This window comes from Microbacterium sp. NPDC058062 (assembly GCF_042885375.1).
Classification (GTDB): domain Bacteria; phylum Actinomycetota; class Actinomycetes; order Actinomycetales; family Microbacteriaceae; genus Microbacterium; species Microbacterium trichothecenolyticum_C.
Genome location: NZ_JBHVSC010000002.1, coordinates 842,923 through 864,465, shown reverse-complemented (window position 1 = coordinate 864,465; position 21,543 = coordinate 842,923). Strand labels below are relative to the sequence as shown.

Below are 21,543 nucleotides of genomic sequence, written 5' to 3'. Positions count from 1 at the left end.
CATGTCGCGCCCCGGCATCCGCCAGGTGGCCGCCCACGCCGGCGTGGCGGTCGGGACGGTCTCGGCCTACCTCAACCACCCGGATCGCGTGTCGCCCGAACGGGCGGGGCGCATCGCCGCGGCGATCGACGAGCTCGGCTTCGTGCCGTCGAGCGCCGGCCGCCAGCTGCGCCTGGGCGTCAGCAGCCTCATCGGCTACCTCTCGCCCGATGTGAGCAACCCCCGCTTCAGCGAGCTCGCCCAGGAGGTCGAGTACCGCGCCGAGCGACTCGGCATGACGGTGTTCTTCGCTCACTCCCACGGCGACCGCGAGCGCGAGGACGCGTATCTCGAGGCCTTCGAGCAGCGCCAGGTGCGCGGCATCCTGGTGTCCTCGTTCCAGCCGATCGAGGCGAGGCTCGCCGCGATGCGCGAGCGCGGCACGCCCTCGGTCCTCGTCGGCCGGCGTGCGTGCGACGACCTCCAGCCGTCGGTGTCGATCGACGACGTCTCGGGCGGCCGGCAGGCGGGCGAGCACCTCATCGCGAACGGATGCCGCCGCCTCGCCTTCGTCGGCGGCCCGCTGCCCGTGCAGCAGGTCGCCGATCGGCTCGACGGCATGCGGACCGCGGCGGTGGCGGCATCCGTCGACGCTCCTGAGGTCATCGAGGTCGCCGAGCGGTCGATCGCCGTCGGACGCGCGGTCGGCGCGGCTCTGGCGGCTCGCCCCGCGACCCAGCGCCCGGACGGCGTGTTCGCCGCGAACGACGTGCTCGCGCTCGGCCTGCTCCAGGCGCTCGTGGCCGGCGGCGTCTCGGTGCCGGGCGAGGTCGCGCTCGTCGGGTACGACGACAACGAGTTCGCCGAGGCATCCCTCATCCCGCTCACCAGCGTCCGCGCGCGTCACGACGACTTCGGTGCGGCCGCGGTCGATTTGCTGTTCGAGGCGATCGAGCACGGACGCGGTCCGCGCGCCGACGGCGCCACGGCGCAGCGCGTCTACGAGCCCGAGCTGATCGTGCGCGAGAGCTCGCGCCGCGCGCACTGAACTCCCACCCCTCACACGGATACGACATCGAAGGAGAATCCCCGTGTCCTCAGCGCTCCGCGCTCCCCAGTCCGAGCTGTACCGCCCCGTCGAGCTGACCTTCACCGGCAGCGACGTGATCCCCGCGGACCGCACGCCCGTCACCGTGCACGCGCGGCACGGAGCATCCGGAGCCGAGCGCGTCGTCCCCGGCTTCTGGGATGGCGGCACCACCTACCGCGTGCGGTTCGCGCCCGACCTCGAGGGGGAGTGGTCGTGGACGAGCGAGGGCACGGATGCTGCGCTCTCGGGTCAGTCGGGCACGTTCGAGGTCGTGCGCGGCAGCGACCACGGGCCGGTGCGCGTCGCGCACCGCTTCCACTTCGCGCACGCCGACGGCACGCCGTTCCGGCCGGTCGGCGCGACTGCGTACAACTGGCTCCACCAGGACGAGCCGCTGTTCTCGTCGACCGTCGACGGGATCGCCGAGGCGGGCTTCAACAAGTTCCGCTTCATGGTGTTCCCGCAGGGCGGCGGGTACATCGAGCACGTCCCGACGCTCATGCCGTTCGAGAAGACCGACGGGCGCTGGGATGTCACGAAGCCCGTGCCGGAGTTCTTCCAGCGCCTGGACCGCGCCGTCGAGGTGCTCGGGGAGCGCGGCATCCAGGCCGACGTGCTGATCTACAACGCGTACGACCGCGGGCAGTTCGGCCTCAACGAGCTCACCGAGGAGGAGGACGCGGTCTACCTGCGCTACCTCGTCGCGCGGCTCGCCGCCTTCCCCCACGTGTGGTGGTCGCTCTGCAACGAGTTCGACCAGCTCGAGCGCCCGGACGACCGCTGGGACCGCACCGGCGAGCTGCTCGCCGAGATCGACCCGTACGACCACCTCCGCTCGATCCACAACTGGATCGAGCTCTACGACAACAACCAGCCGTGGGTCACGCACGCGTCGATCCAGAACGGCGCGGTCACGACCGACTTCGGCCGCGCGAACCTGTACCGCGACGTCTACGGCAAGCCGGTCGTGCTCGACGAGATCAAGTACGAGGGCGACATCCCCGACCGTTGGGGGCACCTCGACGCCGAGCAGCTCGTGCACCAGTTCTGGATCGCCACGGTCGCCGGCACGTACGCCTCGCACGGCGAGAGCTTCGCGACCGAGTCCGGAAGCCTCCACATGGTCGAGGGCGGACCGCTCCGCGGCGACTCGCCGGCGCGGCTGGGCTTCCTGCGCACGGTCCTCGAGGAGGTCGAGGGCGCGGGGCTCGACCCGATCGACAAGTGGGACGACCCGGCGTACGTCGCCGGCATCCCGCGCCGCCTGTACGTGCAGTATCTCGGCGCCTCGGCACCCGCGACATGGGACTTCCGCCTGCCGATCGGCGTTCCCGGCGAACGGCCGGAGCCCGGCGACCGGTTCGAGGTCGACGTGATCGACACGTGGAACATGGCCGTGACCCCGGTCGGCCGGACCTTCACGCTCGACGACGTGCAGCGCAACGACGCCTACGACCGCGCGTCCGCTCCCGTCGAACTGCCCGAGGGCGAGGCGCTCGCGCTGCGGATCACGCGGATCGAGAGCTGAGCCGTGGCGTCCGTCGATCGCCTCCGCGCGTGGCGGGGCGGCCCGCGGCTCGGCACGGCGTACTACAACGAGTACCTGCCCGATCCGGACCGGCTCGAGTCCGACCTCGAGCTGATGACCGAGGCCGGGATCACGTGCATCCGCGTCGGCGAGTCGGTCTGGTCCACGTGGGAGCCGCGTGACGGCGAGTTCGACCTCGAGTGGATGACGCCGATCCTCGACGCCGCCGGCCGGCACGGGATCGACGTCATCCTCGGCACCCCGACCTACGCGGTGCCGCCGTGGCTGGCCCGCACGCACCCGGAGCTCGCGGTCGTGCGGCGCGACGGCTCACCGGTGCCGTGGGGCGGGCGGCAGGAGGTGGACCACACCTCGGAGCTCTTCCGCGGCTACGCCGAGCGGGTGATCCGCGCCGTCGTCGGCCGCCACGGGCGTCACCCCGCCGTGATCGGGGTGCAGCTCGACAATGAGGCCGGGCTCCACCTCATCCACAACGACGACGTCGTGCAGCGCTTCCGCGAGTGGGTCGCGGAGCGCTACGGCGACGTCGAGACGCTCAACCGGGAGTGGGGGCTGACGTACTGGTCGCACCGCATCGCCGACTGGGACGAGCTGTGGGCGCCGGCCGGCAACACCACCCCGGCCTACGACCTCGCCTGGCGCCGGTTCCAGGCGGAGCTCACGGCGGACTTCATCGGGTGGCAGGCCGGCATCGTCCGCGAGCTCGTCGACGACGACACCTTGCTGACGACGTGCATCGCCTACCAGCGCCCCGCGATGGACGACGTCGCCGTCGGCGCGCAGCTCGACATCGCCAGCGGCAACGCCTACTACCTCGCCCAGGACGCGCTCGACCTCGATCGCGAGGGCGCCGGCGGCCAGTGGTACGCCGACGACGTCCCGCAGTTCGTGCTCATGGCAGACCGCATGCGTGCCACGACGCAGGGGCCGTTCCTCGTCACCGAGACGGGCGCCGCGTCCATCGGTCCCGCGTGGCTCACACGCCCGCCCTATGGCGGGCAGCTCGCGCAGGCGGCCTGGCTGCTGGTCGCGCGCGGGGCGCGGCTCGTGTCGTACTGGCACTGGCACACCCTGCACTCGGGCGCCGAGGTGCACTGGGGCGGCATCCTCGGCCACGATCTCGAACCCGGCCGCATCCACGCGGAGGTCTCCGCGATCGGCCGGCAGTTCGCGACGGCGGCGGAATGGCTGACGGATGCTGCGCCCGACGCCGACCTCGGGCTCGTGTACGCGCACGACAGCGAGTGGATGATGACGTTCGAGCCGCCGCTCGCCGCCGGCTCCGAGGGGGACCGCGGGTCGTACGCGCGGATCGTGGGCGCCTTCGGCCGCGCCGCGATCGATGCCGGGCTGCAGGTCGGATACGTGAACGAGCGCCAGCTGCCCGAGGCCGACGAGCTCGTGCGGCGCTACCCGGTGCTCGTGGTCGCCGGGCTGGTGGCAGCATCCGATCCCACCCTCGAGACGCTCGTCGAGTACGCGCGACTCGGCGGCCGGCTCGTGCTGGGTCCGCGCACGGGGTACGGCGACGACGAGGGCCGACTGCGCGCGGCGCTCGCGCCGGCGATCGTGGGGCCGGCGGCGGGAGTCGGCTACCGGGAGTTCGCGGCGCTCGCCGCGCCGGTGGAGGTCGTGCGCGACGGCGAGCTCGTCGGGAGCGCCCGGGGCTGGGTCGACGGGCTCGAGCCCGACGGTGCCGAGGTCGTGCTCGGGTACCGGCACGAGCTGTTCGGACGGTGGGCCGCGGTGACGCGGCGGGACGTCGGTGCGGGCTCGATCACGGTGGTGGGCACGCTCCTCGATCGCGCGACACTGGCCGAGGTGATCGCCGGCGTGGCGGGTACGCCCGACGGGATCCTGGCGGCGCGCCCGAGCTCGGTCACGGCGCACTCCCTCACCGGGGAGCGGGGCCGGGTGTGGGTCGTCCACAACTGGTCGCCGCAGCCTCGGACGGTGGTCGTCGCGCGGGCGGCGGCATCCGTCCTCGATGACGCGGTGCACGCGGCCGGCGCCGAAGTCACGCTCGCGCCCTGGGACGTGCGCGTCTGGCGCGAGGCCTGACCGCCGACCGAACTCGGAGATCTGGCGGAACTCGGAGCGTTGCCGGGGCGGGCGTCCGCGTTTCGCCGGATCTCCGAGTTCCGCCCGCGTCAGAGGCGCTGGAAGGTGCCCGGGGCGAGTTCCGCGGCGCGGGACTCGCCGCCCGGTAGCTCGACCTCGACCGCGCGCGAGCGGCGGTCGAGGTTCGCGACGAGCACGACGTCCCCGCCGGCGGTGCGGGCGCCGAGCGCCCACACGAGGTTGTCGGGGGAGTCGCCGCGGAGGCCCGGCTCGCCCGCGAGGGCCGCGAGCGCAGCGACGGCGTCGAACACCGGCAGCGTGGCGCTGTCGGCCGTGCGCAGCCCGCGCGGGCCCCACTCCTCGAAGTAGGCGAGGGTCGCGACGCCGGGCACCGCGAAGGCGGCGGCGCTCGCGACGGTCCACGCGGCCAGCTCGGGGGCGGCCTGGCGCGCGTCGACGGCGTCCGTCAGCGCCGAGCCGTAGCCGTCGCGGAGGTCGTCGTGCTCGGGCATCGGCGGCGGCGTCGTCGCCACGTCGTTGAAGTGCGGGCGCAGCGAGATCGGCCCGATGTGCACCGGCAGCCCGCCGGCGAGGCGCACGGCCTGCCCGGCGGCGACCCGCTGCATGCCGACGGACTCGACCAGCTGGGCGGTGCTCAGGCTGTGGAACAGCGGCGTGCTGCTGAAGACGATCCCGTCCAGGCCCCGCGGAAGGCGGTGGTGCTCGCGGTTGAGCTCGGTGAAGTGCGAGCGCGCTCCGCCGACGACCTCGGCCTCGATGCCCGCCTCGGTGAGGGCGTGACGCAGCGCGGCGATCGCCTCGAGGTCCGAGACGTGTCGCGCCGGACCGGTCGGCGGGAACGCGGTGACACGTGCGACCGACAGGTCGTGGAGCGCGCGGACGGCGTGGTCGATGGCGGCCGGGTCGGTGTCCGGGAGGACGAACCTCACGTCGAGAGGGAGTCCGGATGCCGCGGCACGGTCGAGGGCCGCACGCCAATTGCGCGTCGCGAGGTCGAGCTCGACGAGCACCGTCCCGCCGAGGGCGGCGAAGTCGGGCGTGGGGTCGGGAGCGGTCGACGCCGACACTCCGATCGCGGGCAGCGCCGGCCCCTCCTGGAGGAGGATGCGGGTCACCGGGTCGTCGACAACGGTGCCGGGCGTCCCCGACACCACGATGTCGACCGACTGGACGACGCGCTCACCGGCGGCGAGAGGGTAGGGGAAGGGGAGCGCGAGGGGACGGCTGTACGTCTTGTACGAGGCATCCGACCAGTTGCGCTGGTCCTCCATCTCGAAGACGTCGCCCGCGAAACGCACGTCGACGTCGAGGCCGTCGTGCGTCCAGGACAGGGCTGCGATGTCGAACGCCGGCTGGTGCGGGCTGATGCCGGCCGGGAACCGGGAGCGCACCACCGCGCCGTCGGAGTGGCGGACGTGCAGCGTGGATCCCGCGAGAGTCGGCGGGTGGAGCACGACGAGGCCGGTGCGGTTGGTCTCGAAGTCCGAGGCCGACTCGAGGTCGGCGAGGACGCGCAGGCGCCCGGCGCCGCGCACCTCGGCGCGGACGATGCCGCGGAGATCTGAGCCGAGCCCCGTCGTGTGCACGTGCAGGGTCAGCGCGATGCCGGACGCGTCGACGCGGTCGACCACGAGGCCGGCGGTGTCCCAGTTGCGATCGCGCACCACTGCGCGCACCGAACGGAGCACGACGCTGCCGTGGTACGAGATGTCGGCGAGCTCGTCGTCACGGAGTTCGAGCGACCACGGACCGCTCCTCCACTCGCGTGCCGGCTCGCCGTTCCACAGGTCCGTCATCGTTCCATCCTCGCCTCGCCTGTCGCGATGTGCCACGGGTGGCGGCAGTTCGTGACCGGCGAGCAGTTCGTGTTCGTCCGGAGAAGCCGCTCACCTGTCACGATGCGCCACAGGTGGCGGCGGATCGTGACAGGTGAGCAGACCGTGATCGGGGTCAGAGCGAGGTCATGCCGCCGTCGACCTGGAAGGTGGCGCCCGTCGCGAACGAGCCGTCGTCGCTCGCGAGGTACACCATGATGCCCGCGACGTCCTCCGGCGTTCCGGCGCGGCCGATCGGGATGCGGCTGACGATCGCGGCGCGGGACTCCGGGTCCTCGCTGATCGCGGCCACCAGCGGCGTCTCGGTGTAGGCGGGCTGCACCGTGTTCACGCGGATGCCGCGGTCGGCGTACGCCGCCGCGACGGTGCGGGCGAGGCCATGCATACCGGCCTTCGACGCGCTGTAGGCGGTGAAGTCCTTGCCCTCGCCGTTGACCGCGGTGGGGCTGCCAGTGAGGATGATCGACCCGCCGCCGCGCGGGAGCATGGAGCGCACCGCGTGCTTGACCGTCAAAAAGGCGCCGGTCAGGTTGATGTCGATCGTCCGTCGCCACACGTCCAGGTCGAGGTCGGCCGCCTGCGCATCCTGTCCGAACAGCTGCACGCCGGCGTTGGCCACCACGACGTCGGGCGCCCAGCCGGCCGCCTCGACCTCGGTGAAGGCCGCGGCGACCGCGTCCTCGTCCGAGATGTCCATCGTGACGGCGCGGGCGTTCTCGCCGATGTTCGCCGCGGCAGCGGCCGCCCCCTCGCCGTTGCGGTCGGCGAGGATCACGCGCGCGCCCTCACGTGCGAAGCGCTGGGCGACCGCGAGGCCGATGCCCAGAGCACCACCCGTGATGAGCGCGGTCTTGCCCTCGAGCTGCCCCATGGATCAGCGCTCGATGTGGTCGAGGTGCAGCATGCGCGCGAGGTTCTTGTCGAGCTCGTCGTCGCGGAAGATCTTCTTCCAGTCGTCCTTGATGATCGACTCGCGGCCGTAGTCCATGGCGATGAGGCAGGCGTCCGAGAACGGGTTGTCGCCGCGCAGGCCGTTGGCGAGCGCCACCTGGGTGTGGCCGTACAGGATGCTGCGCGCCGCCGCCTCGGGAACGCCCATGGTGTTGATCGCCTCGTCGAGGGCCTCGTTGAGGAGCGAGCCGATCATGCAGGCGACGGTCTCGACGAGGGTCGGCTCGAGCTGGGCGAGCTGCTTGACCGTGACGAAGTGCACGTCGATGACGGGGGCGTAGATCGCGCGGACCGTCGCCTCGACGATCGCCTTGTGCGCCGGGTCGTCGCTCTCCACGGCAGCGATCGCGTCCTGCGGAGCGGCGATGCCGCCGAACGTGTCGGCCCACTCCTCCTTGGTGGTGCGCTCGAGGAACACCGACGGGTGGCAGGGGTGCGCGACGGCCTGGATGACGTCCTCGCGCGTGGTGAGCAGGCCCGCGTACGCGGCGGCCGGGTCCAGCGTCAGCACGATCGCGCCCGATTTCAGCTGCGGCACGAGATCGGCGGTGACGGGGCCGAGGGCGAGGTCGGGCACGGCCAGGACGACGATGTCGGCGTCGGCGACGGCGGTGGCGGCATCCGTCAGCTCACGGCCCGCGTCGATCGTGCGCTGCTGGCCGGCGGGCGAGTTCTCGACGTACCAGACGGTGTGGTCGGTCTTGACGAGGTTGTTGGACACGCGCATGCCCATCTTCCCGCCGGCGCCGACGACGGCGATCTTGTACGTCTCGGTGGTGGTCGTGCTCATGTCGTGCTCCTCAGATATTCGATGGTTCGGCGGGTCCATTCCCGCTCGGTGCGGACGGTGGTCTCGGCATCCCCCTGCCACGAGAGCCAGTGCTCGACGATCTCGTTGATCCCGCGCTCGCGCGGGCGGACGGTCTCGAGGAGGTGGGGGTAGTCGTGGAGGCCGTCGCCCATGGGCGCGCCCCCGTAGGTGAATCCGACCCAGCCCGGCTGGCGGGCGAAGGCGAAGTCCTTGACGTGCACGTTCTTGACGTGCGCGGCGGTCTGCTCGACGCAGTCGCGCGGACGCTCGAGGCGTGCGACGACGTTCGCGGGGTCGAGGCAGATGCCCAGGCGGTCGCTGCCGATGCGCTCGACGAGGGCGACGAGGTCTTCGGTCGAGACCTGCTCGTACGTCTCGAGCGCGAGGTCGACACCGGCGGCCTCGAACGAGGGGAGCACGGCGCGGAGCCATTCCTCGGCCTGCTCCAGCGTGGGCCGGGTCTCGGCGGAGTACAGCATGCTGCGCACGAGCGTGGTGTCGAACGCGCTCGCGAGATCGAGGAAACGGGTCAGCCGGTGCGGCTCGATGCCCTTGGTGCCCAGCTCGATCGTCAGCTCGAGGTCGCGCGCCGCGGCTGCGGCATCGGTGAGCTCGGCGCCGGTCATGGCCTCGAGGGGCGCGTAGTCGCAGATCTGGAACAGGTCGACGCCGAGTTCCTTCGTCGCCTCGAACGCGCCGACGAGCGACAGCGGCTCCGGCACCTGGTCGGAGTGCTGCCAGAAGAAGGCGTACGTCCCGAGGCCGATCATGCGTCGACCCCCGCTCGGGACGAGGCGAGGGCGGCGGCTTCGTCGAGCACGGCGACGAGGGCGTCGGGGTCGTGGGCGAAGCGGCCGAGGAAGAGGCCGTCGACGGCATCGCCGAGGCGGGTGAGCAGGCCGGGGCCGGCGGAGCCGCCGTAGATGACGACGCTGCCCGCGCGGGCGGGGTCGGCGTCGACGGCGGCGCGGAGCGCCCGGGTGACGGTGGCGATGTGGGTGTCGGGGGCGGGCTCGGCGGCGCCGATCGCCCAGACCGGCTCGTACGCGACGATCACGGGGCCGGCGGGGACCTGCTCGAGGTTCGCGGCGAGCTGCTCGACGTTCGCGAGCGCGGCGGCGGGTGCGCCGAGGTGCTCGGCCTCGCCGATGCAGAGCACCGGGGTGATGCCGTGGGTGAGGGCGGCGGTGGCCTTGCCGGCGGTGACGGTGTCGGTCTCGTCGAACAGGCGGCGCCGTTCGGCGTGTCCGATCTCGGTGACCTGGACGCCGACCTCGGCGAGCTCTTCGGCGGTGACCTCGCCGGTGTACGCACCGGGCGGGTAGGCCGAGACGTCCTGCGCGCCGACCAGCACCGGGGTACCCGCGAACGCCTCCAGGGCGGGGAGGATCTGCAGGTAGCTGGGGATGACGAAGAACCGCACGTCGCCTGCGGCCACGGCCGGGTGACCGGCGACGCGGGCCGCGACATCGGCGAACCACGCGCGTGCCCGCTGATGCCCGAAGTACGTCTTCAGGCTCACCCCGACCGTGACCTGGGGGTGCACCAACTCCTCAGATTCGCGCGAAGCCTGCGGACTCCGGGCGGACTCCTGCGAGTCCGGTGCGGTTCTGAGGAGTTCGTGCTCGGTCATCAGCAGGACCCGGTGGTCTCGAACTCGTCGATGACGGCGACCTTGTCGGCCGACGCCGAGGTGGTGTCGAACCGGTAGGTCAGCCACTCCCGCACCAGGCGGCGGGCGAGCTCGATGCCGACGACACGCTGGCCCATGGTGAGCACCTGCGCGTTGTTGGACAGCACGCCGCGCTCGACCGAGAACGAGTCGTGGGCGGTGACGGCGCGGATGCCGGGGACTTTGTTCGCCGCGATCGCGACTCCGAGGCCGGTGCCGCAGATCAGCAGCGCGCGGTCGGCGGTGCCGTTCGCGACCTGCTGCGCGGCCTCGATGGCGACCTTGGGGTACGGGGTGTGGCCGTCGGCGTCCACGCCCACGTCGATGACCTCGACCACGCCGGGGTTGGCGAGGAGGTCCTTCTTCAAGATCTCCTTGTAGTCGAAGCCGGCGTCGTCGGCGCCGATCACGATGCGCAGCGGCTCAGGCATCTGCGTTCTCCTTCTGGGTCCGGGCCGCGAGCGTCTCGGCGGCCAGTGTCTGTCCGATGGCGGTCACGATGAGCGCGAGACTGATCGCGCCCGGGTCGGGGGTGCCGACACTGTTCTGGCCGTGCGTGCGGGCACGGCCCATGCGGGGCAGCAGCTCGGCGGTCGCGGTCGCGGCGCGGGTGGCAGCATCCGCCGCCGTCCGCCACGCGTCGGTGAGGCCCGCACCCGCATCCACCGCACCGGTGAGGGTGGTGCTGAACGGCACGAGCGCGTCGACGAGGGTCTTGTCTCCGACCTCGGCCTTGCCGTAGTCGGTGACGCCGCGCGATCCGGCCGCGACGCCCGCGGCGACGGCCGTCGGCTCGGGGCGGCCGGTGTCGCCGAGCTTCGCGGCGACGGCGTTGAGGATGACGCCCCATAGCGCCCCGGAGGTGCCCCCGGCCTTGTCGGACCACGCGTCGGCGGCGTGCGCGAGCGTGGTGCGGGCGCCGGCACCGGCGTCGACGGCGGCGGTCGCGGCGGCGAGGGCCGCGTGCGAGCCGCGCTGCATGCCGATGCCGTGGTCGCCGTCACCGGCGATCGCGTCGATGCGGCCGAGCTCGTCGACGTGCGTGTCGACGGTCTCCGCGATCGTGCGCACCGCGGCGAGCACGGTCCGGGCGACGGACTGGGATGCCTCGTCCCCGGGCTCGATGGCCTCGGCCACGGTCGCAGTGCTGTCGGTGGCGACGAGACGCTGCTGCGGTGCGACCGAGCCTCGCCGGTAGGCGGGGGTGTCGACGGGGGTGTCCCACAGCGGCGCGAGCTCGTCGTCCAGCCAGAACAGGGTGAGCGAGGTGCCGGCCATGTCGAAGCTGGTGCAGTACTCGCCCACATGCGGGTCGACGATCTCGAGACCCGCGTCGGTGAGCAGCTGCGCGATGCGCCGGTAGACGACGAACATCTCCTCGTACTTCAGCGACCCGAGGCCGTTGAGGATCGGCACGACGTGGGCACCCGCGAGCTCGATGCCGTCGGGCACCTCGGCCAGCAGCCGCTCGACGAGCAGCTCGGCCAGTCCGTCGGCGGTGGGGATGTCGGTCTCGTCGATGCCGGGCTCGCCGTGGATGCCGAGGCCGATCGCCATCCGCCCCTTCGGGACGGTGAACAGCGGCTGCTCGGCACCGGGGAGGGTGCAGCCGGTGAACGCGACCCCGAACGACCGGGTGCGCTCGTTCGCGAGGCGGGCGAGACGGGTGACCTCGGCGAGGTCGGCGCCGGCCTCGGCCGCGGCGGCCGCGATGCGGAACACCGTGAGGTCGCCGGCGATGCCGCGCCGCTTGTGCTTCTCGTCGGCGGTGGCGCTGACGATGTCGTCGGTGACCGTGACGGTCTCGCACGCGATGCCCTCGGCACGCAGCCGCTCCTGCGCCGCGTCGAAGTTCAGCACGTCGCCGGCGTAGTTGCCGTAGGAGAAGAACACGCCGCCGCCGTTGTCGGCGGCCTTCGCGACCGCGAACACCTGCTGCGTCGAGGGGGAGGCGAACAGGTTGCCCATCGCGGCGCCGTGCGCGAGCCCCGGACCCACCAGCCCGCCGAACGCGGGGTAGTGGCCCGAGCCGCCGCCCACGACGACCGCGACCTGACCGGCCGGCGACACCGTCGAGCGCACCACGCCGCCCGGGACCCGCCGCACGTACCGCTGGTTCGCCGCGACGAACCCGTCGATCATCTCGTCGGCGAAGTCCGCCGGCTCATTCCACAGCCGCGTCATCGCGCGTCACCCTTGGGGTCGGCCGCGGCGTGCAGGGCCTCCGCGTCCACGGCGGGCGCAGCATCCGCGTCGTCGACGACGACCGGGTTGATGCGGTTGCTGCGGGCGAGGAGCACCATGAGCACCGCCGAGACGAGCATGACGAAGCCGACGATGAACATCGGCACCTCGTAGCCGCCGGTCCAGTCGTGCACGAAGCCCGTGACGAACGGGGCCGAGAAGCCGGCCAGGTTGCCGATCGTGTTGATCAGCGCGACCCCGGCGGCAGCCGCGGCTCCCGTGAGGAAGCGCGTGGGCAGCGTCCAGAAGTTCGGCAGGGCGGCGAAGATCGCGCAGGCCGTGACCGTGATGACCGCGATGGTCGCGGCTGGCGAGCCCATGAACAGCGCCAGCGGGATGCTGACGGCACCGGCGATCGCGGGACCCGCGATGTGCCACGTCTTGAGGCCGCGCTTGGAGGCGTCTCGCGACCAGAAGTACATGACGACGGCGGCCGGCAGGTACGGGATCGCGGTGATGAGGCCCTTCTGCAGCGTGTCGAAGGTGACGCCGGACTGCGTCTGGAAGCCCTCGATGATCGTGGGGAGGAAGAATGCCAGCGCATACAGGCCGTAGATGAAGCCGAAGTAGATGAACGAGAGCACCCACACGCGACCGCTCTTGAAGGCGAAGCGGGCCGACACGTGGCCGTGCTCCTTCTTCTGAGTCGCGGCCTTCTCGCGGTCGAGCGCGTCGGTCAGCCAGACCTGCTCGTCACGGGTGAGCCACTTCGCGTCGGCCGGCTTGTCCTTGAGGTAGAACCACGCGATGACACCGACGATGATGGCCGGGATCGCGACGCCGAAGAACATGAAGCGCCAGCCCTCGAGGCCGAAGAACACCTCGTGCTGCTGGATGAGCCAGCCGGCCAGCGGGGCGCCGATGACCGTGGTGAGCGGCTGCGCCAGGTAGAAGAGCATGAGGATGCGGCCGCGGTACTGCGCCGGCACCCAGAGGCTGAGGAAGAGGATCGCGCCGGGGAAGAAGCCGGCCTCGGCGACACCGAGGAGGAAGCGCAGCACGACGAGCTGCTCGAAGTTCTGCACCCACGTGAACAGCAGCGCGACGATGCCCCAGCTCACCATGATGCGCGAGAGCCAGCGGCGGGCGCCGAACTTGTGCAGCGCCAGGTTCGAGGGCACCTCGAGCAGGATGTAGCCGATGAAGAAGACGCCCGAGGCGAAGCCGAACTGAGCGGCGCTCAGGGCGAGGTCTTCGTTCATGCCGTTGGGGGCGGCGAAGCCGATCGCGGTGCGGTCGAGGTAGTTGATGAAGAACATCAGCGCGACGAACGGCACGAGGCGGATCGACACCTTGCGGATGGCGGATCGCGCGACGGGGGGCGCGTCTGCGACGGTCTGGTTCTGGTCCACGGTGACTCCTGCTCATCGACGGTGATCGAGGTGGTTTCCGTCGACCATTGTGACAAACCGGTTGACCAATTGCAAGTGAGAATGGATGCCTCGTCCGCGCCGCCGCGTCACGTACGGCGGTGTGCGCACGCCGAGGCGCGAAGCGTCTCGGGTTCAGGCGACGCGTCGGGCCACAGCATCCGCGATCTCGAACTCGAGCGTCTCGCCGCCGGGATCCGTCGCGGAGATGCGGAGCTCGACGTCCCCGAAGCGCTGCGTCCAGACGTCGGGCTCGCCCGCGTGTGCGGCGATCGCGTCCCGCGCGGCGTCGTCGGCGAGCGTCTCGTACACGATCCAGCTCCCACGGCCGACCCGCGCGGACCGCGCACGCTCGGGATCGCACAGCCAGGCCGCGATGAGCACGGTCGCGCCCGCGTCCGCGTGGGCGCGCAGCGCCTCGAGGGTCGCGCGGGGGAGCCGGCTGCCCGCGACCACGACGAGACCCGCGTCGGCGAGCTGATCGGCCCGCACGTGCTCGTCGAACACGAGCGTGCTGCGGGTCGGCTGGAACAGCCCGTGCATGCGGGTCTGCTCAGCGGCGCCCGCGTCGAGCGGGAACCGCGGCCGGGGGATGCCGTTCAGCTCGTGGCGGGGGAAGTCGTAGCCGGGGATGTGGAGGCAGCTCCCGTGGTCGGGGAGCTGCCCGTGGCTGAGCGCGTGCCAGGCCTCGAAGACGCTGCGGGAGGTGGCGGGCGCCGTCGTCGCCCGATTGCCGAACGGCCGCGCGCCGCGGCCGAAGTCGCTGTCGTCGGCATGGACGAGGGCGATGTCGGCGCGGGCATCGCGATGGCTCCAGCGGAGCGGATGCCGCGGCACGAAGTCGCGGACGAACTCCCGCCAGACCTCGCCGTGGGCGGTGCGCTCGAACGCCCCGGAACCGCGATGGCGCACCAGCACGTCGATGTTCTCGACGAACAGCCGCGTCGGGGCGAACAGGTGGGCGAGGCGCAGCGCCGACGCGAACTCGGCGGGCGAGTGCCCGGGGAAGCCCGGTGCTCGGGTGAGCCAGGGCCCGATGTCGGGGCCCCAGAGATCCGCGCAGATCCACAGCTCGCGCCCGTACTGGAGGGCCGCGCCGAGCGCAGTGCCCAGCTGCAGCGGCTGGAACGACTCCTTCATCACCTTGGGCGTCGGCGTCATCCCGGCGCGCGCGAGCGTGTGGAACATCACCGGGAACACCTGCTCGGCGAGCACCGGAACCGACGCGGAGCCGGCCGCGGAGGTCGCGGCGTCGACCTCGCGCACGATGCCGCGCACGGTGTCGTCGATCACCGCGACGGCATCGTCCGCCCCGAGGCCCTCGGTCTGACCGAAGTGGGGCAGGTGCGCATCGTGGCGGTACTGGTCGGCGTGGATCTGCAGGTGCTCGGGCTCGTCGTACAGCACGCCCGCGAGCACGCCGGAGGCCGCAGCATCCAGGATCAACTCGGCCGGCAGGTCGTACCGGTTCGTGCCGTCGACGAAGGGTCCGTTGATGTTGCCGTACTCGTTGCCCAGTACGAGGTCGATGCCGGCGTCGGCGAGGTCGTGCAGCAGTGGACCGTGGTCGGCGTGGGTCGGGATGAGGTGGTGCACGTAGAAGTCGGCGCCGAGGTCGCGCAGCACGCCCACGAACTCGCGCGGCGTCGGCGGCGGATCCTGCGACGGGATGGGGATGCCGGTCCCCGTGCGCATGATCTCGTCCGAGGCGGCTCCCGCCCAGGGGTCCTGGAACGCGACGACCGGCCCCTGGATGCCGAGCGAGGGCCGGGTCGGGGCGGGGACGGATGAAGGGGCGGCGGATTCGTCGACGGGCACGGGGAGGCTCCTCGGAGGGTCGAAGGGAGGTGCGGCGGCCGACGTTCCCTGGAGTCGGCCGCCGCACGGAACGGGCTACTGGTTCAGCACCACGTCCATCTCGGCGAAGAACTGCTCGACGGCCTGGTCGACCGTGAGCGTGCCGAAGTTCAGCTCCTCCGTCAGCTCACGGAACTTCTCGTGCAGCGAGCCGTAGCCGACGATCGGCGCCGGCGGCGCGTCGCCCAGCCGGTCGGCGATCGACGCCTCGTAGTCCACGATGTCCTGGCTCACCGGGTCGAGGTCCGCCGCCTCCCGCGCCGTCGCCGAGGCTGGCAGGCCGCGGTTGGTGCCGAAGATCTCGCCCGACTCCGGCGAGTTGATGAGGAAGTCGATGAGCGTCGCGGCCGCGGCGGGGTGCTCCGAGTTCGCCGCGATGGAGTACATCTGCGACGCCTTGAGGTAGAGGTCCTTCGCGCCGTCCACCGACAGCGGCGGAGCCTGCAGGGTGACCTCGTTGCCCTCGCCGAGGTTCGCGAGGTAGCCGGCGAGGAAGTTGTCGGTCTGCGTGTCGCTCGCGCCGAGCCCGGCATCGAAGGCCGTCAGCGGCTGCACCTCGGCGACCCGCTGCTGCGGTACGAACTTTCCGCCTTCGCGCGCGGCGGCGCCCTGTTCCCAGTACTCCGTGAGGCGCTCCTCGTCGAAGCCGGGGTTGCCCTCGTCGTCGAAGAGGTCCTTACCCTCGGCGCGCAGCTGCATCTCGAAGTTCACGAAGCGCGAGGACGGGTCGACGCCGCCCCAGACGTCGGGCACGCCCGCCGCCTGCGCGGCGTCGGTCACCTCGGCGACCCACTCGTAGTAGTCGTCCCACGTTCCGCCTGCGAACGGCTCGACGCCGATCTCATCGAGGATCGTCGTGTTCATGAACATCGACCAGGCGTTGGTGGAGATCGGCACGGCCGTCGTGACGCCGTCGACCACGCCAGCGCCGAGCACCGACGGCTCGATCGGGTCGGTCTGGATGATGCTGCCGAGGTACGGCTCCAGGTCGAGCAGCGAGCCGCTCTGCGAGTACTGGCGGATGTAGGCGAGATCCATCGTCACCACGTCGGGGAGGCCGCCGCCGCTGGCTTCGATCTGGCGCTTCTCCCAGTAGTCGTTGGGGGAGAGGAACAGCACGGAGACATCGATGTTGGGGTGCTGCTCCTCGAACGCGGCGATCGCCTCGTTGTAGAGCTCGGCGCGCACGTCGTTGCCCCAGAACGTGAAGGTGATCGACGCTTCCTCATCGGGATCGAGGGTCGGCTGGCTGCTGGCGGGGGCGGCGGACGCGCAGCCCGTGAGTCCGGCGAGGGCGATCAGGCCCACCCCTGCCACTCCCGCGATGAGCTTCCTGTTCCGGAACTTCATTGTGATCGACCTCTCGTCTTCGAGCATCAGGAAACGTTTTCTCAATGTGCCGTGAGAAAGGCGACTGACGTCGCCTGTCCACAGTCTGACAAACCGGTTGACCGAAAGCAATCCCAGAATCGTCCCGACTGCCGTAAGTTGTTCGCATGCCCGCCTACCCCGACGATCGCTCGGCCGAGATCACGGCGGCGCTGGGCGCCCTCCCGACCGGCACGCCGGTTTCCGAGGTCGCCCGCCGCCTGATGGACCTCTTCACCAGCGGCGACCTCGAGGCCGGCACCCGCCTGCCTCCGGAACGACAGCTGGCGGCGACCCTCGGCGTCGGGCGGTCCGCGGTGCGAGAGGCGCTCGCCGCGCTCGAGATCCTCGGCATCGTTGACGTGCGACCCGGCTCGGGCACGTACCTCCGCGGGACCGCGAGCGAGCTGCTGCCGCAGACGCTGCGATGGGGGCTCCTCATCGGCCAGAAGAACACGGCCGAGCTGCTCGAACTGCGCTCGGGGCTCGAGATCTACGTCGCGCGGCTCGCCGCGGGCCGGGCCGCGGCATCCGATCTCCGCGCGATCTCGGGGTCACTCGAGCGCATGCGGTCCGGCGTGGGCGATCTCAAGGCATTCGCGCGCGCGGACCTCGACTTCCACAACGCGCTCGCCGCGGCCGCGGGCAACGACACGCTGATCGACCTGCTGCATGTGGTGCGGTCGCTGCTGCAGGTGTACGCCGACCGGGCCGTCCACGACGAGGCCGAGGCGCGCACCGCCATCGACGAGCACGACGCCGTCTTCCGCGCGATCGAGGCGGAGGACGAGGATGCCGCCGCCTCCGCGATGGCCCTCCACATGGCGACCGCCTCGCAGCGCCTCGCGGCCGAAGCCGCACCCTGAACCGCATCGTCCGAAGGAGGCGCGATGCCGCGCAATTGGGCTGGAACGTACGAGTACTCCGCGCCGCGGATCGTCGAGGCGACGTCGGTCGCCGACGTCCAGCGGGTGCTGCGTGAGCCGGGGCGCGTGCGCGCTCTCGGCACGCGGCACTCGTTCACCGACCTCCCCGACACCACCGGCACGCTCGTCGATGTGACCGGGTTCGCGGCCGAGTTCGAACTCGACGAGGCCGCGCAGACCGTCACCGTGCCCGCCGGCATCCGCTACGGCGTGCTCGCCGTGTGGCTCGACGACCGCGGGTGGGCCCTGCGCAACATGGGCTCGCTGCCGCACATCAACGTCGGCGGCGCGACGGCGACGGGCACCCATGGCTCGGGCGACGCGAATCCCGTGCTCTCGGCATCCGTCCGGGCGCTCCGCTACATCGGAGCCGACGCCGAGGTGCACGAGGTGCGCCGCGGCGACCCCGACTTCGACGCGCTCGTCGTGGGTCTCGGCGCCTACGGGATCGTGGTGTCGCTCACCCTCGACGTCGTGCCCGCGTTCCGCGTGCGGCAGGACATCTACACCGGCATCTCGTGGGAGGCCGCGCTCGCCTCCTACGACGAGCTCACCTCCGCCGGGTACAGCGTGTCGGTGTTCTCGCGCTGGGAGGAGCCGTCGGTCGGCTACGTGTGGCTGAAGACGCGCCTGGAGGCGGACGACGATCCGGTGCCCGACACGATCCTCGACGGCGTCCGCGCGACGGAGGGCGACTCGCCCCTCGGCGTGGAGGACAACATCACCGAGATCGCCGGCGTGCCCGGACCGTGGATGCTGCGCCTGCCGCACTTCCGCCTCGACGCCGAGCCGTCGTTCGGCGACGAGATCCAGAGCGAGTACTTCGTCGCGCGCGCTGACGCGCGGGCAGCGCTGGAGGCGGTGCGGACGCTGGGCGACAGCATCCGTCCCCATCTCATCTGGACCGAGCTGCGCACCGCCGCCGCCGACGAGCTGTGGCTGAGCCCGGCCTACCGCCGCGACGTCGTGATCATCCACTTCACCTGGTACAACCACCCCGACGAGGTCGCCGCCGCCGTCGCGCGCGTCGAGACAGCGCTCGAGCCGTTCGACGCGCGCCCGCACTGGGGCAAGGTCCACGGCTTCGACCGCGCCGCGATCGAGCGCGTGCACCCGCGCCTCGCCGACGCGCGCGCGGTGTTCGAGCGCCTCGATCCCGAGGGCCGCTTCTCGAACGCGCACCTCGAGCGCCTCGGCGTGCGCGAAGCCCGCTGAGCGGGGCATCCGATGGACTTCGCGGTGATCCCCTGGACGGTCGCGGCATGAGCGATCGGCGATTCCCCCGTTCGGTGTTCTCGCGGGGGACCGAGCCCGACGCGCGGTTCACCCTCGCCAACGAGCGCACCTTCCTCGCGTGGATCCGCACGGCGCTCGCCCTGATCGCGGGCGGCGTCGCGCTCGAGGTGCTCGGGCTCGACCTCCACGCGGGACTCCGCCTGGCGGCGTCCCTGGTGCTCGTCGCCGTCGGCGTCCTCACGCCGGCGCTCGCCTGGTTCGGCTGGATGCGCACCGAGCTCGCGCTCCGCGAGGGGAGGCCCCTGCCGACCTCGCCGCTCGGGGTCATCCTCGGCTCGTCGGTGACGCTGGCCGGGATCCTCGTGATCCTGGCGATCCTGCTGCGATGAGCGAGCTCTTCGACGACGGCCTGCAGCCCGAGCGCACCGAACTGGCGTGGCGGCGCACGGCGCTGGCACTCGCCGTCGGGTCGCTCGTGGCGTTCCGTCTCCTGCCGTCGGCGTTCGGCGACGCCTGGTGGGCGCTCGGCGGCGTCGCCGGTCTGCTGGCCACCGCCTGGCTCTACCTCAGCGCGCGGCGGCGGTACCGCCGCGTGAACGAGGCCCTCCGCCGGGAGGGCGACAGGGCGCGGATGCCGAGTGCCGGAGTCCTCGGCATCCTCGCGCTCTTCGTCCTCGCGGTCGGGATCACCAGCGTCGCGGTCGTCCTCGCCGTGGCCCTGCGCGGTGGCGCCGCGGTCTGACCGGCGTCGGGCGTCCGTCGGCCCGCGGGGTCACCTCCCGTCAGTCGGCGACGCGGATCGCGCGGACGGCCATGAACTGGCGGCCGGGCAGCGGCACCCGCACCGTGGTGCGGTGGGTGCCCTCGAGGCGCTCGACGGTCATGTTCCACGTGTCGATGACGTCGATCGTCCACTCGCCGTCGCCGAGCACGACGTTGCGGAAGCGGGGACGGTTGAAGCCGAAGTAGCCGACGCGGTGGGCGTCGCTGCCGCCCCAGGGGACGTCCCAGTCGGAGGGGAGCGGGTCCCAGACCCCGTCGGGGGCGTCGGCGAGCAGTCGCTCGAGGAACCCGATGCGGTCGGGGGAGGTGCCGTGCAGGGCGCCGCCCTTCGACCACCACAGCACCTCGTCGTCGAGCCCGAGGGCCGAGGGGAGGTAGGTCTCGCCGTGGCCGACGTAGCCGCCGCGGACCGCGCCCTCCCAGAAGCGCCGGGTCATCTCCTCGCCCGTGATGTTGCCCCAGCCTTGATCGATGTCGCCCTCGTAGGCGCACTCGTCGATCACGACGGGCTTGCCCCAGCGCTCACGCCACTCGTCGGTGTTCTCGGCGGTGCGATAGACGTCCACGCGCTGGATGCTCACGTGGGTGATCCACGGCTTGGCGTAGTCGTAGAGCGGGCGGCAGTTGTGGATCGAGTTGAGGTGCCCGAACGGGTCCTCCTCGCCGACGACCGCAGCCAGGCGCTCCCAGTCCGCACCGGTCTTCGACCACAGCAGGTCGTACTCGTTCGCCATCGACCACCACACGTTCGAGAACGCGGCGAGGCGGCGCACGGCGTAACGCAGGTAGCGCTCGTCGACGGCGGGTCCGAGGTCGGCGAAGCCCCACCGGTCGTACGCGTGGAACAGGATGAGGTCGGCCTCGATCCCCCGTTCGCCGAGTTGCGCGATGCGCTGCTCGAGCCGCCGGAAGTGGGCCGGGTCGAACCGCTCGAGATCGAAGCCGTCCTCGAGAGAGCCGGGGAACACGAAGTCGGCGGGCTCGTTCGCGTTGAACAGGTACGACTTCGGGAAGAGGCACATGCGGATCTTCGTGAACGGCGCCTCGGCCAGGGTGCGCAGGGTCTGCTCCTGCAGCTCCTCGGGCTGGTGCGTCCACACGTAGGCCGTGGTGCCGAGCGGGCGGTGGCGCGTGCCGTCGGCGTGCCGGAAGTGGAAGCCGTCCACCCGCACCGGTCCGTGCGAGCCGTCGCGCGCGGCCGTCACCGTCACCGTGCCGGCGATCGCGTCGAGCGAGCGCGCGGTCGAGCGGGTCACGAAGGTCCACTCGCCCTCGGCGTCGGCGAGCGCGCGCACCAGGTAGCGGCCGTCGCCGTCGTAGAAGCCGCCGACGCGGACGTCCGAGCCGTCCGGACGCGTGAACACCGCGTCGAGCTCGACGTCGACGAACGGGTTGCCGTGGTCGGGGCCGTCGAAGCGCACCTCCAGCACGTCCCACTGGGGCGTCGAGGAGGGAAGGACGACGGATGCTGAGCCCCGCGTCACCTCGTCGCCCTCGTAGGACGGGTCAGGGCTGATCGCCGGCGCGTAGGGCGCACGCTCGTCGTCGCCGTCCTCGATGTCCGCGAGGGCCGCCCACAGGAGTTCCTGCGCGGCGGGGTCCTCGAGGGCGGGGACGAGCGCCACGAGCTGGCCGAGCCGGACACCGCGGTACTGCGCCGCCATCGGCGACGCCGCGATCCCGGGCAGGTGGGTCTCGAGCACGGCGCGGCCGGCGGGGCTGTCGAGGGTGTCTCCGAAGGTGGAGGCGCGGTCGAACATCGTGGGTTCCTTCTCTGGTGCGGGCCGAGC

The 21,543-nt window shown here is 71.9% G+C and carries 18 protein-coding genes; 7 read left to right on the top strand and 11 right to left on the bottom strand.

Annotation, left to right across the window (positions count from 1 at the left end):
* Position 1 precedes the first annotated feature (1 nt).
* The 3 genes from ACFVSU_RS08665 to ACFVSU_RS08655 are packed head-to-tail and all read left to right on the top strand — an operon-like array spanning position 2 to position 4,679.
* Positions 2-1,027: a LacI family DNA-binding transcriptional regulator gene (locus ACFVSU_RS08665; RefSeq protein WP_387140917.1), complete on the top strand. Its 1,026-nt coding sequence runs from the start codon at positions 2-4 to the stop codon at positions 1,025-1,027.
* A 43-nt stretch (positions 1,028-1,070) separates the two neighbouring features.
* Complete coding sequence (locus ACFVSU_RS08660) at positions 1,071-2,597, top strand: DUF4038 domain-containing protein (protein WP_387140914.1); 1,527 nt, start codon at positions 1,071-1,073, stop codon at positions 2,595-2,597.
* Between the two features lie 3 nt (positions 2,598-2,600).
* Positions 2,601-4,679 (top strand): beta-galactosidase, encoded by a 2,079-nt coding sequence (locus tag ACFVSU_RS08655; RefSeq protein WP_387140911.1) that lies wholly within the window; start codon positions 2,601-2,603, stop codon positions 4,677-4,679.
* 89 nt (positions 4,680-4,768) lie between these two features.
* Here ACFVSU_RS08655 and ACFVSU_RS08650 read toward each other — a convergent pair whose 3' ends face one another.
* The 10 genes from ACFVSU_RS08650 to ACFVSU_RS08605 all read right to left on the bottom strand — a co-directional run bounded on the left by ACFVSU_RS08650 (position 4,769) and on the right by ACFVSU_RS08605 (position 16,790).
* A complete protein-coding gene (locus ACFVSU_RS08650) occupies positions 4,769-6,496 on the bottom strand; it encodes a hypothetical protein (RefSeq protein ID WP_387140908.1) in 1,728 nt (575 codons plus the stop codon).
* A 154-nt stretch (positions 6,497-6,650) separates the two neighbouring features.
* Positions 6,651-7,406, bottom strand: a complete 756-nt coding sequence (locus tag ACFVSU_RS08645) for an SDR family NAD(P)-dependent oxidoreductase (protein ID WP_387140905.1) — start codon at positions 7,404-7,406, stop codon at positions 6,651-6,653.
* A gap of 3 nt (positions 7,407-7,409) precedes the next feature.
* Positions 7,410-8,276 carry a phosphogluconate dehydrogenase C-terminal domain-containing protein gene (locus tag ACFVSU_RS08640; protein WP_387140902.1) on the bottom strand — a complete coding sequence of 289 codons (867 nt, stop codon included), beginning with the start codon at positions 8,274-8,276 and terminating at the stop codon, positions 7,410-7,412.
* Positions 8,273-9,067, bottom strand: coding sequence for a sugar phosphate isomerase/epimerase family protein (locus ACFVSU_RS08635; protein ID WP_387140899.1), 795 nt, complete (start codon positions 9,065-9,067; stop codon positions 8,273-8,275). The genes ACFVSU_RS08640 and ACFVSU_RS08635 overlap by 4 nt, the downstream gene beginning before the upstream one ends.
* On the bottom strand, positions 9,064-9,843 hold the full coding sequence (locus tag ACFVSU_RS08630; protein WP_387141310.1) for a triose-phosphate isomerase family protein: 780 nt from the start codon (positions 9,841-9,843) through the stop codon (positions 9,064-9,066). The genes ACFVSU_RS08635 and ACFVSU_RS08630 overlap by 4 nt, the downstream gene beginning before the upstream one ends.
* An 86-nt stretch (positions 9,844-9,929) precedes the next feature.
* Positions 9,930-10,400: a ribose-5-phosphate isomerase gene (locus tag ACFVSU_RS08625; RefSeq protein WP_387140896.1), complete on the bottom strand. Its 471-nt coding sequence runs from the start codon at positions 10,398-10,400 to the stop codon at positions 9,930-9,932.
* Positions 10,393-12,153, bottom strand: a complete 1,761-nt coding sequence (locus ACFVSU_RS08620) for a dihydroxyacetone kinase family protein (protein ID WP_387140893.1) — start codon at positions 12,151-12,153, stop codon at positions 10,393-10,395. The genes ACFVSU_RS08625 and ACFVSU_RS08620 overlap by 8 nt, the downstream gene beginning before the upstream one ends.
* The gene (locus ACFVSU_RS08615) at positions 12,150-13,565 is read right to left on the bottom strand and encodes an MFS transporter (RefSeq protein ID WP_387140890.1); all 1,416 of its coding nucleotides are present in this window, start codon (positions 13,563-13,565) and stop codon (positions 12,150-12,152) included. The genes ACFVSU_RS08620 and ACFVSU_RS08615 overlap by 4 nt, the downstream gene beginning before the upstream one ends.
* Positions 13,566-13,718: 153 nt before the next feature.
* On the bottom strand, positions 13,719-15,401 hold the full coding sequence (locus ACFVSU_RS08610; RefSeq protein WP_387140888.1) for a hypothetical protein: 1,683 nt from the start codon (positions 15,399-15,401) through the stop codon (positions 13,719-13,721).
* A gap of 75 nt (positions 15,402-15,476) precedes the next feature.
* A complete protein-coding gene (locus ACFVSU_RS08605) occupies positions 15,477-16,790 on the bottom strand; it encodes an ABC transporter substrate-binding protein (protein WP_387140885.1) in 1,314 nt (437 codons plus the stop codon).
* A gap of 146 nt (positions 16,791-16,936) precedes the next feature.
* On the opposite strand from ACFVSU_RS08605, the gene ACFVSU_RS08600 reads away from it, so the two are divergent.
* The 4 genes from ACFVSU_RS08600 to ACFVSU_RS08585 are packed head-to-tail and all read left to right on the top strand — an operon-like array spanning position 16,937 to position 19,712.
* Positions 16,937-17,674, top strand: a complete 738-nt coding sequence (locus ACFVSU_RS08600; RefSeq protein ID WP_387140882.1) for a FadR/GntR family transcriptional regulator — start codon at positions 16,937-16,939, stop codon at positions 17,672-17,674.
* Between the two features lie 24 nt (positions 17,675-17,698).
* Positions 17,699-18,949 carry a D-arabinono-1,4-lactone oxidase gene (locus ACFVSU_RS08595; RefSeq protein WP_387140879.1) on the top strand — a complete coding sequence of 417 codons (1,251 nt, stop codon included), beginning with the start codon at positions 17,699-17,701 and terminating at the stop codon, positions 18,947-18,949.
* A gap of 47 nt (positions 18,950-18,996) precedes the next feature.
* Positions 18,997-19,359, top strand: coding sequence for a YidH family protein (locus ACFVSU_RS08590; protein WP_387140876.1), 363 nt, complete (start codon positions 18,997-18,999; stop codon positions 19,357-19,359).
* Entirely contained in the window at positions 19,356-19,712 is a 357-nt protein-coding gene (locus tag ACFVSU_RS08585) for a DUF202 domain-containing protein (RefSeq protein ID WP_387140874.1), read from the top strand. The genes ACFVSU_RS08590 and ACFVSU_RS08585 overlap by 4 nt, the downstream gene beginning before the upstream one ends.
* A gap of 40 nt (positions 19,713-19,752) precedes the next feature.
* Here ACFVSU_RS08585 and ACFVSU_RS08580 read toward each other — a convergent pair whose 3' ends face one another.
* A complete protein-coding gene (locus tag ACFVSU_RS08580) occupies positions 19,753-21,513 on the bottom strand; it encodes a DUF5605 domain-containing protein (protein WP_387140871.1) in 1,761 nt (586 codons plus the stop codon).
* Between the last annotated feature and the right edge of the window lie 30 nt (positions 21,514-21,543).

What these genes read in the sequence shown, in the direction of transcription:
- ACFVSU_RS08580 (WP_387140871.1), bottom strand. Translation starts at nt 21,513, where the DNA reads ATGTTCGACCGCGCCTCCACCTTCGGAGACACCCTCGACAGCCCCGCC.
- ACFVSU_RS08665 (WP_387140917.1), top strand. Translation starts at nt 2, where the DNA reads ATGTCGCGCCCCGGCATCCGCCAGGTGGCCGCCCACGCCGGCGTGGCG.
- ACFVSU_RS08585 (WP_387140874.1), top strand. Translation starts at nt 19,356, where the DNA reads ATGAGCGAGCTCTTCGACGACGGCCTGCAGCCCGAGCGCACCGAACTG.
- ACFVSU_RS08640 (WP_387140902.1), bottom strand. Translation starts at nt 8,276, where the DNA reads ATGAGCACGACCACCACCGAGACGTACAAGATCGCCGTCGTCGGCGCC.
- ACFVSU_RS08620 (WP_387140893.1), bottom strand. Translation starts at nt 12,153, where the DNA reads ATGACGCGGCTGTGGAATGAGCCGGCGGACTTCGCCGACGAGATGATC.
- ACFVSU_RS08605 (WP_387140885.1), bottom strand. Translation starts at nt 16,790, where the DNA reads ATGAAGTTCCGGAACAGGAAGCTCATCGCGGGAGTGGCAGGGGTGGGC.
- ACFVSU_RS08590 (WP_387140876.1), top strand. Translation starts at nt 18,997, where the DNA reads ATGAGCGATCGGCGATTCCCCCGTTCGGTGTTCTCGCGGGGGACCGAG.
- ACFVSU_RS08650 (WP_387140908.1), bottom strand. Translation starts at nt 6,496, where the DNA reads ATGACGGACCTGTGGAACGGCGAGCCGGCACGCGAGTGGAGGAGCGGT.
- ACFVSU_RS08645 (WP_387140905.1), bottom strand. Translation starts at nt 7,406, where the DNA reads ATGGGGCAGCTCGAGGGCAAGACCGCGCTCATCACGGGTGGTGCTCTG.
- ACFVSU_RS08635 (WP_387140899.1), bottom strand. Translation starts at nt 9,067, where the DNA reads ATGATCGGCCTCGGGACGTACGCCTTCTTCTGGCAGCACTCCGACCAG.
- ACFVSU_RS08600 (WP_387140882.1), top strand. Translation starts at nt 16,937, where the DNA reads ATGCCCGCCTACCCCGACGATCGCTCGGCCGAGATCACGGCGGCGCTG.
- ACFVSU_RS08625 (WP_387140896.1), bottom strand. Translation starts at nt 10,400, where the DNA reads ATGCCTGAGCCGCTGCGCATCGTGATCGGCGCCGACGACGCCGGCTTC.
- ACFVSU_RS08595 (WP_387140879.1), top strand. Translation starts at nt 17,699, where the DNA reads ATGCCGCGCAATTGGGCTGGAACGTACGAGTACTCCGCGCCGCGGATC.